This window comes from Ornithinibacillus salinisoli, assembly GCF_042684965.1.
GTDB classification, from domain to species: domain Bacteria; phylum Bacillota; class Bacilli; order Bacillales; family Amphibacillaceae; genus Ornithinibacillus; species Ornithinibacillus salinisoli.
Window position 1 is genome coordinate 24,942 of sequence record NZ_JBHUMI010000020.1, and the last position, 12,912, is coordinate 37,853.

14 protein-coding genes and 1 pseudogene are annotated in these 12,912 nt (G+C 35.4%); 6 read left to right on the top strand and 9 right to left on the bottom strand.

From position 1 onward, the window contains the following. Positions 1-48 precede the first annotated feature (48 nt). Together mgtE and ACFSTA_RS16900 are read left to right on the top strand one after the other, a co-directional pair. On the top strand, positions 49-1,407 hold the full coding sequence (gene mgtE, locus ACFSTA_RS16895; RefSeq protein ID WP_377558007.1) for a magnesium transporter: 1,359 nt from the start codon (positions 49-51) through the stop codon (positions 1,405-1,407). A 161-nt stretch (positions 1,408-1,568) separates the two neighbouring features. Continuing rightward, positions 1,569-2,093: a CotO family spore coat protein gene (locus ACFSTA_RS16900; RefSeq protein WP_377558008.1), complete on the top strand. Its 525-nt coding sequence runs from the start codon at positions 1,569-1,571 to the stop codon at positions 2,091-2,093. Between the two features lie 53 nt (positions 2,094-2,146). On the opposite strand, the gene ACFSTA_RS16905 is transcribed toward ACFSTA_RS16900, so the two are convergent. After that, positions 2,147-2,635: a CotY/CotZ family spore coat protein gene (locus ACFSTA_RS16905; RefSeq protein ID WP_377558009.1), complete on the bottom strand. Its 489-nt coding sequence runs from the start codon at positions 2,633-2,635 to the stop codon at positions 2,147-2,149. Between the two features lie 240 nt (positions 2,636-2,875). Here ACFSTA_RS16905 and ACFSTA_RS16910 point away from each other — a divergent pair, with 240 nt between their 5' ends. From ACFSTA_RS16910 to ACFSTA_RS16920, 3 genes are all read left to right on the top strand, one after another. Continuing rightward, on the top strand, positions 2,876-3,133 hold the full coding sequence (locus tag ACFSTA_RS16910; protein WP_377558010.1) for a hypothetical protein: 258 nt from the start codon (positions 2,876-2,878) through the stop codon (positions 3,131-3,133). Between the two features lie 83 nt (positions 3,134-3,216). Further along, on the top strand, positions 3,217-3,420 hold the full coding sequence (locus ACFSTA_RS16915; protein ID WP_377558011.1) for a hypothetical protein: 204 nt from the start codon (positions 3,217-3,219) through the stop codon (positions 3,418-3,420). Positions 3,421-3,515: 95 nt separating this feature from the next. Beyond that, entirely contained in the window at positions 3,516-3,773 is a 258-nt protein-coding gene (locus ACFSTA_RS16920) for a hypothetical protein (protein WP_377558012.1), read from the top strand. A gap of 332 nt (positions 3,774-4,105) precedes the next feature. Here ACFSTA_RS16920 and ACFSTA_RS16925 read toward each other — a convergent pair whose 3' ends face one another. The 6 genes from ACFSTA_RS16925 to ACFSTA_RS16950 form a co-directional block, all read right to left on the bottom strand. Continuing rightward, positions 4,106-4,783 carry a DUF421 domain-containing protein gene (locus tag ACFSTA_RS16925; RefSeq protein WP_377558013.1) on the bottom strand — a complete coding sequence of 226 codons (678 nt, stop codon included), beginning with the start codon at positions 4,781-4,783 and terminating at the stop codon, positions 4,106-4,108. A 227-nt stretch (positions 4,784-5,010) separates the two neighbouring features. Further along, positions 5,011-5,436: a GNAT family N-acetyltransferase gene (locus ACFSTA_RS16930; RefSeq protein WP_377558014.1), complete on the bottom strand. Its 426-nt coding sequence runs from the start codon at positions 5,434-5,436 to the stop codon at positions 5,011-5,013. Beyond that, entirely contained in the window at positions 5,433-5,951 is a 519-nt protein-coding gene (locus tag ACFSTA_RS16935; RefSeq protein ID WP_377558015.1) for a YjcG family protein, read from the bottom strand. Before ACFSTA_RS16935 ends, ACFSTA_RS16930 begins: the two co-directional genes overlap by 4 nt. Positions 5,952-6,064: 113 nt before the next feature. Then, entirely contained in the window at positions 6,065-6,790 is a 726-nt protein-coding gene (locus tag ACFSTA_RS16940) for an alpha/beta hydrolase (protein WP_377558016.1), read from the bottom strand. A 57-nt stretch (positions 6,791-6,847) separates the two neighbouring features. Continuing rightward, on the bottom strand, positions 6,848-8,677 hold the full coding sequence (locus ACFSTA_RS16945) for an ABC transporter ATP-binding protein (RefSeq protein ID WP_377558017.1): 1,830 nt from the start codon (positions 8,675-8,677) through the stop codon (positions 6,848-6,850). After that, positions 8,667-10,397 carry an ABC transporter ATP-binding protein gene (locus ACFSTA_RS16950; RefSeq protein WP_377558018.1) on the bottom strand — a complete coding sequence of 577 codons (1,731 nt, stop codon included), beginning with the start codon at positions 10,395-10,397 and terminating at the stop codon, positions 8,667-8,669. The genes ACFSTA_RS16945 and ACFSTA_RS16950 overlap by 11 nt, the downstream gene beginning before the upstream one ends. Positions 10,398-10,686: 289 nt before the next feature. On the opposite strand from ACFSTA_RS16950, the pseudogene ACFSTA_RS16955 reads away from it, so the two are divergent. Continuing rightward, positions 10,687-10,866 (top strand): annotated as a pseudogene (locus ACFSTA_RS16955) (ATP-binding protein); the annotation flags it as partial. A 124-nt stretch (positions 10,867-10,990) separates the two neighbouring features. Here the strand turns inward: ACFSTA_RS16955 and ACFSTA_RS16960 are convergent. Next, positions 10,991-11,908, bottom strand: coding sequence for an ABC transporter permease (locus tag ACFSTA_RS16960; protein WP_377558019.1), 918 nt, complete (start codon positions 11,906-11,908; stop codon positions 10,991-10,993). Continuing rightward, the gene (locus ACFSTA_RS16965; RefSeq protein ID WP_377558020.1) at positions 11,901-12,767 is read right to left on the bottom strand and encodes an ABC transporter permease subunit; all 867 of its coding nucleotides are present in this window, start codon (positions 12,765-12,767) and stop codon (positions 11,901-11,903) included. Before ACFSTA_RS16965 ends, ACFSTA_RS16960 begins: the two co-directional genes overlap by 8 nt. Positions 12,768-12,912 lie beyond the last annotated feature (145 nt).

Consider the following 12,912-nt stretch of genomic DNA (forward strand, 5'->3'; position numbering starts at 1 on the left):
AGACATATGTTATAACTATTAGAGTGATTTTGGGGAGGGATATAACTGATGGAACAGAACAATACACAAGATAAACTAATCCAAGCACTCCAACATGCGCTTGAGAAAGAAAGAATAGAAGAATTTCGTAATTCTTTTTTAGATTTGCATCCATATGAACAGGCACAATTTTTTACGGAAATAGAACCAGAAGATCGGTTTAAGGTTTATACGTACCTGTCTCCTGAGGAAATTTCTGACCTTATGGAACATATCGACCTAGAGGATATTGAAGCATTTTTTACGGAGATGGATCCGAGCTTTGCTGCGATGGTTTTCTCAGATATGGCAACTGATGATGCAGTAGATATATTAAATGAGATGGAAAAAGACAAAGTTGCCAGTTTTTTAACGATAATGGAAAAAGAAGCTGCAGATGAGATAAAGCAGCTATTACATTATGAAGAAAAAACAGCTGGTAGTATTATGACAACCGAATTTATCTCGGTTTATAAAACACAAACTGTAAAACAAACTATGGATCAACTAAAAAAAGAAGGACCAGATGCAGAAACAATATATTATATGTATGTTGTTGATGAAGATAAGCGACTTGTTGGTGTTGTCTCCTTACGTGACTTAATCATTTCTGATTTCGATACGTTAATTGAGGATATTATGAATGAAAAAATTGTACATGTATCCGTTGCTGACGATCAAGAGGATGTAGCACATATGATACGTGATTATGATTTTCTAGCCGTTCCCGTAGTTGATTTTCAAAAACACCTACTTGGAATTATTACCGTCGATGATATTTTAGATGTTATCGATGAGGAAGCGAGTGATGATTATTCCAAATTGGCAGGGATAGCCGATGTAGATCGACCAGATGGGAACTCATTTACAGCAGCAAAGAAAAGACTACCATGGCTAATTATTCTCTTATTCTTAGGGATGTTAACAGCAAGCCTGATTGGACAGTTCGAAAATACACTAAATGAAGTAGGCTATTTAGCAATCTTTATTCCTCTAATCGCCGGAATGGCAGGAAACACTGGTACTCAGGCGCTTGCTGTGGCAGTAAGAGGGTTGGCTACAGGAGAGTATGGTAATAGTGGGAAGTTAAGCTTAATTCTACGAGAAGCGGGGACTGGTCTCATTACAGGTACTGTCTGTGGAATAGTCATAACAGTTGTGATTTTTCTTTGGTACGACAATTTTTATTTAGGATTACTTGTTGGAATATCGATTATGGCAGCATTAGTTGTAGCTACGCTTGCTGGTTCACTAGTTCCTCTCCTTATGGATAGGTTGAAAATCGATCCAGCTGTAGCGTCAGGACCATTCATTACAACAATCAATGACATTATATCTATCTTAATATACTTTGGAATTGCAACTGCATTTATGAATTTATTAACTTAAGTACGAAAAGCTTCTCTTGGAGAGGCTTTTTGTTTTGGGTAATTTGAAGAGATAAAGTCTTAGCACTAAAAACATAGCAGCAATCCATCTCCCCTTAACACGTTTCAATTTCTGGGTTCATATAATGAGTTGAATAAATGTATATAAAGGAGAGATGTCTAATGGGTAAAAAGAAATATGCAAATGCCCCGTTAATGTATATTGATCAGCCTACACTCAAGCGTTCTGGCGCAAAAATGCAATCACAGTATTCCACATATAATAAAAATGCAGAAGCTGCAACACAAGAACAAGATGTTAAAAAACGTCTGACAAAACCAATACCTAAACGATCAATAGGAAATAAATTTATAGAGCAGCTTAGTGATAAAAAGCCAAAACCAACGAAGAACACAATTACAGAAAATAAAAATGAAGAATTAGAAGAATTTCTGTCTGAACAGGAGGAAGATGAACAAGGGGAAAAACCTAAATTTAAAGACATGTCCATAAAGGAAAAAATAGAATACTTTGCAGAAACACCGAGGCATACGCCCAAAAAAAGATGTGAAATTAAAACGGATGAACGTTCACATCGGGGAATTGTTGTTAAATTTTCAGAGGATATTGTATTGATGAGGTCAGGTAGGAGAAATGTTTCCATTCCATTGGAACATATAAAAGATGTTCGGATGTTAGGGTTTTAGCTCAAGACAGAAATAACACCATTGGAAAATTTCCAATGGTGTTTTTAAAAGGATTAATCAATTACAGAAATTGCTGGTAAACATGTTACGTGACAGAAGCAGTCTAGGTCTACTGTAATACAAATTCCAGTGTTCTCTAGCTCGCTTAAGTCTTGGTCACAAGGATCTTTTAAGTGATCACAAGTGCAAGGATCTCCAGGCGTTCTTAACAATTCTAAAACTGCACAGCAATCTTCGTCTACGCGCTTAACACGGAAAACAAAGCTTGCTTTTAGTTCACCTATTGTGCCAATTCCATTATCTCGATTCGCACCAAATCCTTTAAATGGCTTGCAACTATCCTTACAGTACAAGATTACTGGTACTGTATCCAATCCGTTACCTGGATCAGTCTCCCCTAGCAATTCATTAATAGATTGTTCACAACTAGTATCACAGCAATTTTCCACCACATCGCTTTGAGCGTCTACGATTTCACGTAAAATATCACATACGCAGTTACCAGTACCAGCTGCACCTTCTTTTCTGCATCCACAACCCATGAAATATTTCTCCTTTCTATATCCTTATTGACGTATTGTCCTTAATAGAATATGTACGAATGGCTTTATGGTGTGGGCATGTGTTTGGTTTTTTAGCCTTTTACTAAATAGGGTTTTAACATAATTAAATAAGAAAAACATCGTACTTTTGAGCCAGAATATAGACACCTGTCTATACCGTATAAAAATTAAGGCATAGACTAATATCGACTAAAATTCTATAGGGAGAGTGACTATTCAATGTCTGAAAATAAAAAAGTAATACGTGTGAAAGATTTAGTCATTAAGGCAGACAATGTATATATAGAACCACAGAAACGTCGAGAGCGAGATCCGTTTTTTGGGGGATTAGGTCGTGAACGTGACCTTCGTGACGATGTGGAGGATTTTGAATCAGATAATAAGGTGTTAGAATCCAGCAGTAAAGATTTTGTTGGGGCTGACCGTGATGATCGAGATGATCGTAAGGATGACAGAAGACCTTTTTCTTGGATTTAATATGAAATAACTTTTTTTAAGTATGTAATGCAGCTTTAACTCGGCTGCATTTCTTTTTTTACTTGTATCAGAGGAGGGTGGAAATGGGGAGAAGAAAAGAGATTCCATGGCTAAAACATTTTGCAGCAATAGATAAGCATCTAGATAAAAATGAAAAATGGTTTCAACGGCCGGAAAAGAAAATGCAGGATTATGAAAAGGATATGGATAAATGGAATGACTCCTTTCTAAGTAATATGCAAACAATCGAGGACTGGATTAAAGAATTAGAAAAAAAGATGGAGTAATTTTCTGAAAAAAAGGGTAATATAAATAAATAAACGGTCATAAAGCAAGCTTTAGACTCGAAATAATATAATAAATATGTTAGGGGATGGTTATTGTGGGATACATTTTACCGATCCAACAACATGAATATAATGATTATCAAAAGCGAGTTGCAAAGGTAAGGCGTAATCCGTATGTGATTGAGAAGCCTTTTAAAGTCGTATTGGAAACACAATATGAGGAAATTAGTAAAAAAAATGGTTATGCAAAGGATAAAGCAGCAGATGCTTCTAAAACAATGTCCGAACCCAAGGTAAACCTGCAGTATGCAAAGGTGACTGGTAAAGGTAAATATGTGAATCATATATTATAAACAACATGACTTATAATTGGTGGTTTTATCTCCACGAAAAAAAGATTGAGCATTCTAGGTAGAGTGCTCAATCTTTTTGCTCCCCCAACTTTTAAAATTCTCAGTAAATCATATTTTGCTTCACATTTTTTATCATGCTTCCATAAATGGGATACGTATCAGTGCCACAGACAGAAAACTCCGAGATCGCTCTGTTAAAACTAGTTTTATCTTCGTGTAAAAGAACTCGAAAAAACATGGGTAGGTGTTTATATCCAGCACTGGTCAAAGGTTATGAACCAACTTATTTCTTAAGGAATAGGAATTTAAAATTAAGATATTGTTCTTATTGTTCAAAATGGGAGGAGAAATAATTTATTCCCTTTCGTATATTCTGCATAAAAAACATCCTTCACATGAGTATAACCTTGTTTCACCATTTCTTCTAACAACCACTCTTCCGTTAGATCTAATTCTTGAAGGTTATCATAGATTATTTCTCCATCATTTATTAAAGTCGTGGCCAATTTTACTTCTTGAGGAGCTAAATTTATATCTTGTCTTGTCGGTGTTTGATAGTCTGACTTTTTAAGTACCGAAACAGTACCATTTGTTTCGAGTATGGCGAATTGCACTTCTTTCATCGTAAATACATTTTTTTCCCGTAATAAATGTTGAAGCTGATTTACATCTAGTCTATTTTTTTTCATGACTTCACGTACAAGTTGCCCGTTCTGTATAACAATGGCAGGTTTTCCTTCTAGAAATCCTCGTGATCCTTTGAACTTTTGTGTTATGATTTCGACAATTAATAACAATCCACCCCAAAGAATAATTACAAAGCCTATATCAAGAATACCTGCATTTTTATCAAATAAAGCATTACCAACTAACTCACCCAATATTAATGCTGAAACAAAATCAAATGGAGTGATTTGGTTGATGGAAGTTTTTCCAAGTATTTTTGTAATTGCAAATAAACATACAAACCCAAAAAGTGTTTCTAGAAACATAGGTGAAAATTGATCCAATTTAGAAGTCCCCCTATTTAGAAAATTACCTTCTTAATATGTCCGAGAAGTTAAAAGACATGCATAATTGCATATTAAAAAGGATGTGTAGGGGAATAGACCTAGGTACGAGTTCATTATACTGAGGTGGGAGAGCATGAGCGAGAACATCTTACGCATGAGCGGGAACATCGGTTACATGAGTGAGAGAATCCCCCATAAATAAAAAAGACCGCTATAATAGCGATCTAATCTAATTCTTTTATCATCGTGACATGCGGGATACCTGCGTCCATAAACTCTCCAGATACTGTTTGATAGCCGAGACGTTTATAGAATTCTTCTGCATGGGTTTGTGCGTTCAATTTGACTTTTGTATATCCTTTTTCGGAAATAACATCTTCCATTGACTTGATTATCTGTTTACCGAATGATTTTCCTCGATATTCCTTTAGCACACAAATACGTTCTAATTTTCCGTAGCCATCAACCAAGCGAAGTCGGCTTGCTGCAATAGGCTGATTTTCTTCATAGCCTATAAAATGAATCGCTTCTGCATCATGTTGATCTAATTCTTCTTCCGGTGATACGTTTTGTTCTTCCACAAATACAATGGTGCGTACATGAAAAGCATGTTCTTTTTCTAGGTTTGTTTCAACGATTTTAACCTTCACACGGATTCCTTCCCAAATACAAATGAATCGTATACCGTCCATGATCCATTATCTAACTGATATAATAGTTGGAAGCGGTCTACGGGATCTTCGATTTGGAAGTCCTTCATTTTTAAACTTCCAAATACATCTGAATACTCGTCATCTAATAGCTTTTGACCAATTGTAATGTGTGGGACAAAATTGTATCGTTTATTATCTGGGAATTTGCCAGCGTGCATTTTTTCGTACAGTGCTGTTAATGTTTCATGTGGTTCTACCTTCAAATAAATGGTATTAGTTACTGGTACAAATGAACTAACCTTATTAATTCGAATGGTAAATGGCTCCGTCTCATTTGCAATATACTTTAACTCCATTACCAGCTCTTCAAGTGTATCTTCATCAGCTTCAAAAGCTTCTTTTAATGTGATATGTGGTGGAATCAGTGCGTAATGAGGGTCGTATCTTTTTCTATACGAGTTTGCTTCATCTTGTACTTGCTTAGATGGGAATATCGCAATACCATATTTCATATAAAAACCTCCTATTCGAAATTGTTCCTTGCACTAATTGATAGTCTTCCTTCCATTATATCAAAAATTGCAATGAAAGAAGAGAATTATTTGTTATTTATTTTGAAAATTCATTAACTAAACATCGTTGTTAAGACGTTCTGCATATCTTTTTGCCAATATTTCCATGTGTGCTCGCCTTCTGGGATTTCCTTATAATAGTAGGTTGCTCCTTTTTGCTCTAATAGTTCCTTCAACTTACGGTTTGGTGTAACAAAGTCAACCTCTGGGTCGAGGGTTGTTTGTACACTTGTTTCATTTGTACCGATTGTATGATAGATATCGGTACTTTGAAGGTTTTTCGCGTTTTCTACAACTTCTAATACAGTGTCGTCAACGAGTGGAGATTGCATGATCACTTTACCAAAAGTATTCGGATATTTACTTGCAACAACAAGGGCTAATGTTCCAGCAAGTGAATCCCCCATTAGTGCACGTGATCCTCCCATATGATAGGTTGGTAAATAATCATCTAGTAACGGTACAACCTCATTAACTAAAAACTTTACATATGCCTCATGTTGCTCACCATTCGGATGATATTTTTTGAGGCGGTCATGCCGATCTTGATAATGAATGCCAACAAAAATTGTATTTTCAATTTCAAATTCTTCGTGTAGCTTATCACTAAGTGTGGCTACTCGACCTAATTGAAAGTAATCATTTCCATCTTGCATGATGCAAATATGGTATTTATACAATGGGGAAAATGATTCTGGTTGGTATATTTTTAAAGTCATTTTCTCATGTAAAAAATTGCTGTCTATTTCTTGTTCAATCATTTTTCCTTTACGTCCCAAGGGTAACCCTCACTTTCAATAATCCTAATGATAATAGTTTATCATGTTCCTAATGAATCAACTACCAACTTCCTGTAGCTGTCCTTTATATAAATCAAAATAATTACGTCTCAATTGTAGTAATTCATCATGGCTACCTTGCTCCATAATTTCTCCACGTTTCAATAAGATTATTTTATCGGCTTCTTGAATTGTATTCAAGCGGTGAGCAATTATAAAGCTCGTTCTACCCTCCATTAATTTTTTTAGTGCCTCTTGTATCTTTAACTCTGTGATTGTATCAATATTACTTGTAGCCTCATCCAACACAAGGATAGACGGTTCAGCAATAAATGCACGTGCGATAGTTAGAAGCTGTTTTTGCCCTTGGCTAATGCCACTACCTTCTTGGTCGAGGATTGTGTCATAATTGTCAGGTAGTTGCATGATAAATTCATGAGCATTTGCTTTTTTAGCTGCCTCGATAACCTCTTCATCTGTGGCATCAAGTCGACCATAACGGATATTTTCACGGATCGTATCATGGAAAAGGAAAGAATCCTGTAAGACAAAAGCCATATGGGAACGAAGACTAGAGCGTTTAATTTTTTTCAGTTCTTTTCCATCTAAGGTGATTGTTCCACCATCATAATTGTAAAATCGTGAAATTAAATTAATAATTGTTGTTTTACCTGCTCCAGTATGTCCTACAAAAGCAATCGATTCACCAGGTTTCGCTTCAAAACTAATGTCACGTAAAATGGTTTCATCTTCATAGCCAAACGTTACATGAATAAATTTAAAATGTCCATATGTTTCTGGTAATTCTACAGCTGTCTGCTCATCCGTTTCTTCTTGCTCTTCATCAATGACATGAAATACACGTTCCGCACCGGCAACTGCTGAAAGTAGTATATTAAATTGGTTCGATAACTCATTAAGTGGTCTTGTGAATTGTCGTGCATATTCAGTAAATATTACGATGATTCCAACTGTCACAATACCTGATCCATTAATCGCTAAAATCCCACCAATAAGTGCAATTAATCCAAAGCTTAAGAAGTTAAGCATGTTCATTACTTTTGGAATAAATCCAGCAATCGTCAATGCCCAAAATCCTGAACGATTCAATTTTTTGTTTTTCTCTTCAAACTCAGCAATAACTCGTTCCTCTTGAGAAAATGTTTTTACGACATGTTGACCGGAAACGATTTCTTCTACATAACCATTTAATTCTCCTAAGTCATTTTGTTGTAACTTATATAATGGCCCAGTTCGTCTTGTGATCCAGCGTGTTGCAAAGAACATGACCGGAATAATTGTCATTGTCACAACTGTTAGAATCGGACTTAAATAAATCATCACAGCAATCGTTCCGAGAAGCGTTAAAACACTAGAAAAAATTTGAATAACGGACTGGTTTAACGTGTTATTGATATTATCGATATCATTGGTAATTCTACTCATCAATTCACCATGCTGTCGTTTATCAAAATAAGAGATCGGTAAACGGTGGAATTGATGGAAGAGATCTGAGCGTAAGTCATAAACCGTATTTTGTGCTACTCCTACCATCCAAAAATTTTGCATAAAGATCGAGAGGGAATGGAATAGGTATACAATTATTAAACCTACTACTAGCATTCCTAACCCAGACACTTCTTTTTTAACAATATATTCATCAATTGCCATCCCAACCATGAAGGGGCCAAGAAGACTTAAACCAGAGCTTAACACAACCATCAAAATAACAAGCCATAGTTTAGCTTTTTCCCTTGCTAAGTAGGACCAGATCCGCTTAAGTGTGCCGACTGTATTTTTAGCCCGCTTTTGTTTTATTTCATCGGATATATTTTCAATCGGAATTTTTTTATATTGAAAAGGCTCTTTTAGCTGCTTAATCGACATGAGGATACTCCTTTCCAAATTGTGACTCAACTATTTTACGATAAAGGTCAGACTGTTGAACAAGTTCGTCGTGGGTTCCTACGGCTAAAATTTTTCCGAAATCCATTAGTAGAATTCGATCAGCTCTCATTGCTGTAGAAATTTTTTGCGTAATGATGAGCATCGTATTTACATCATCTTGAATCGCTTCGAGAAGACGTGTCTCGGTTGCTAAATCTAGTGCACTTGTACTATCATCTAGCATCAGGATTTTTGGTTTACGAATCAATGCTCTTGCAATCGATATACGTTGCTTTTGTCCACCAGACAAGTTAACTCCTTTTTGACCTACTTTCGTATGGTATTGATTCGGTAAGTCCATGATCGTTTCATGAATTTGTGCATCTTGTGCTGCTTGTAGAATTTCTTCATGGGTTGCATGATCTTTCCCCCAAGAAATATTATCAATAATCGGTCCACTAAATAAAAGTGGGCTTTGTGGTACATAACCAATACTTCTTCTTAACGTTTCCAATGTATAGGATGTAATTGGTTTATCATCAATGAAAATTTCACCATTTGTTGTGTCATACAAACGTGGAATTAACTGGAATAAGGATGTTTTTCCTGCGCCAGTTGCACCTATAATAGCAAGTTTCTCACCTGCATGGGCAGTGAATGAGATATTATTTAACACAGATTCATCTGTTGTTGGATAAGTGAATGAAACATTACGAAACTCAATTTTCCCATTTGATACGGTATGTGACTGCTGTGCATCATGACTGTCTGCTAAATCTACTTCCTCATTGAGTACTGCACTAAGTCTATCCGAAGATGCTTTCGTACGAGAAAAAGCCATAATGATGAACGAGAACATCGAAATTGCCATGGCCACGCGCATTGCATAGTTCACGATTGCCACAACATCCCCAACTTCTGTTGTACCTGCAATAGATTGGGCATTTCCAAACCAAATAATGGCAATTATGCTGATGTTCATAATGAATAATAAAACAGGCATAGAAGCTTCGATAAAGCGAAATGTCGTCCGAGTATTTGTTTTCAACAACGTATTAGCATTCTTAAAACGGTCTTCCTCATAATTACGACGGAAGAAAGCTTTTATTAAACGCATTCCAGCTAAGTTCTCCTGCATTACCCGGTTTACATTATCGACACTTCGTTGTACACGATCAAACATTTTTGTTGCTTTTTTCAACACCCATAATAAAAAAACAATTAGAAGTGGTACTGTTATTAGGAAAATAACCGCTAATCTTGGGTTTACAACAAACGCCATGATCACGCCACCTAAAACAAGCAACGGCGCTTTTGCCATAATGCGAAGAGCCATAAAGATCGTATTTTGTATTTGTCGTACATCATTTGTAAAACGTGTCATCAAACCAGAGGTTGGATACTTATTTAAATTGGCGAACGAAAACGCCTGCACTTTTCGAAATAATCTTTCCCGCATATCATGTGCGAATCCCCAACTTACATGAGAAGAAAAAAACGAATTTATAATTCCAGATATAAATGCAAATAAGGCAAGACCAATCATAATGCTTCCCCACATTATAATGTTGTTCATATCATTTGCCATAACCCCGTTATCAATCATTTTTCCAAGGAAAAAGGGAAGTAATAGCTCTGCTGCAAGCTCTACAAGCATGAGACTTAAGGCAACAAAAGCAGGTAATTTGTAGTTCTTCAACGATGAAAAGACTGTTTTCACGAATAAACCTCCGTTGTCAAAATTCTTTGTTTAAATGAGATAATTAAAAATAATTTTCACTTTATTATAAGGTAAAAACAAGTTTTTTTCCAAGAATTTATTTCGAGTATAGAAATAAAATTTGTGGGTGATATGGTAAAATGTGTTCATAGAAGGTGATGGGAGAGGGTCTGTTTTTTACTTTTTCATTCACTTTTAGAGAATCTTAAGAAATTCTTCATTTTTATCTTACCTTTATGTTAAGAATTCTTGCTTATACTTATACATGTTAGCAAAATGAAAACGTTGGGATGAGCTATTTGAACGATTTAAACGTGGTGATGAATCACGGCATACAGACGGTTCTGGCCTTGGACTAGCTATTGCTAAGTCAATTATTGACTTACATGGGGGATTTATGGATATCGCTGTCGATGGTGATCTGTTTAAGGTTACGGTACGATTAGAAGAACAAGAGGAAAAAAGCTAGGATCCTTTATTCGAGAGAGAAATAGAATAGGAATACCATGAAGGGATGGCTGCATACGAGTAGCCATCCTTGTGTGATTTCCACCAGTTGTAAAGGTTAAAGGAAATAGGGCAATAACTATTCATTATATATATGGATATTTTCGGAGACTTGATTTTTGTTTTATTTCAATTCCTCTAGATAGCATATAAAATGAAAATAATAAGAAGATAAATGCCAATAATGGAAAATAAAGAATCCATTGATAGTCATAAATGAACGATCTCCATTGCCCAATTAGTCCAGCCCAATCCATACTTCTAGAAATATATACGGGAGGACCACCTAATCGTAGTATGGTTCCACCAAGCAAGATATTAAAGATACCAAGTTGCCCAATAAGCGTTAATACTAGAATGATTTCTTTTACGAACATGACAAGTAATGTACCTTTCAGATGAGGTAAAATGTGTTTCCAAAGAATGCGCAGTTTTCCAGCCCCTAATGCTTTAGTTGCCATAATATATAATTCTTTTTTTATTTCATTTGTTTTGCTAAAAACAGCAGAATACACTCCAGGAAAGCCAACAAGAACCATCAAGCTTGATTGTAGAAAAACCAGTTCTAGAACAGACAATGAAGGATTAATAGTGATACCTATCAGTAAAAAGTAAATGATTAAAAAAGCTGGTATACTGCCTAGTAATCCGAGAGAGGGACTAGTGCCTTTATGCTGGCGATTGGATAATCCAAACCATATGCCAAGTGCTCCACCAATAATTATTCTGAGTAAAGCCACTCCAATTCCCACAAAAACCGTATATTTCGCACCATATAGTAGCAAAGTTAATATATCATAGCCCCATTGGTCGGTCCCAAAAAGATGTTCACGTGATGGAGGAAGTGGGGGAGAAAGAACCCCGAAATCATCCGAACTATTATAGTAATATTCGGTATCCTCAACATAATCTTTCTCATAAGGAGCAAGGAATGGACCAAATAGTGTAATGAATAGAATAAAACTAATAGAAATGACCCCAATCCATAAGCGCCAATTACTCATGAGTAAACACCCTTTCTAAAACCATGATCATGAAGCGAATACACCAATAGATAAGCAAATATAGTAAAACCAATGAAACTAATGTATTTACAGCAAGGTTATATTGGTAAGCTGTGTCACTACCAAATAGGATACGGGTGACACCTCTAATATTGAATAGATATTCCACAATAAATAGATTACTCATCATAATCGAGGTAACTTTATGTAAATCGGCTTTTAAGTATGGAATAACATTTCTAATAACATGGTGGATATAAATATATCGTTTCTTAAGTCCTTTTGCTTTTGCTGTTAAAATGTACTCCTCTGACAGTACGTCATATGTTCTTTCAGATAACGTTCGGATCAAGTAGATTGCTGGTACAAGGGTCATCGTAATCAATGGTAATAAAAAAGCTTTACTTTCCGTGGAAAGTGAAGCAACACTGATCAGAGTGAATCCAATTGCTTGATTGATAGATACTACACTAAGTTGCAAAATTAATACAAGGATAAAATCAGGTATCGTACCTAGGAAACCGATTATATCCTTTATCCAATCTTTTTTTGATTTACTGAGCCAAGTAGAAAAAACAATACCAATAGATACTGTCAACATGCCTGCAATTAATAGATATTGGAATGAAGTTAAAAAGTAATCTGGTAGATCTTTAAGTATGTTATAAGAACGACCTTTTCCCTCTTCGTAAATGAACGATTCTCCATGAAACAATCCAACCACATAATTTTTTGCAAATTCTATCATAGATTGGGTATTGATTGTCAGTTCACCATCAGTAACTTGAAGTGAAATCGGTAAAGCGGCTAATAAAAAAATACCTACAAAGAGGCAAACGAGAGAAAAAGTAATTCGCATAATTTTTCATCCTTAACATTCGACATTTCGAATAAATACTATCATTTACTGAAAATTAGTTCAAGATGAAATATACTAAATAAAATGTATAAAATTTTATTTTTTTCGATAAGAATTCGAGTGATAGTTAAATTATAATGGGATG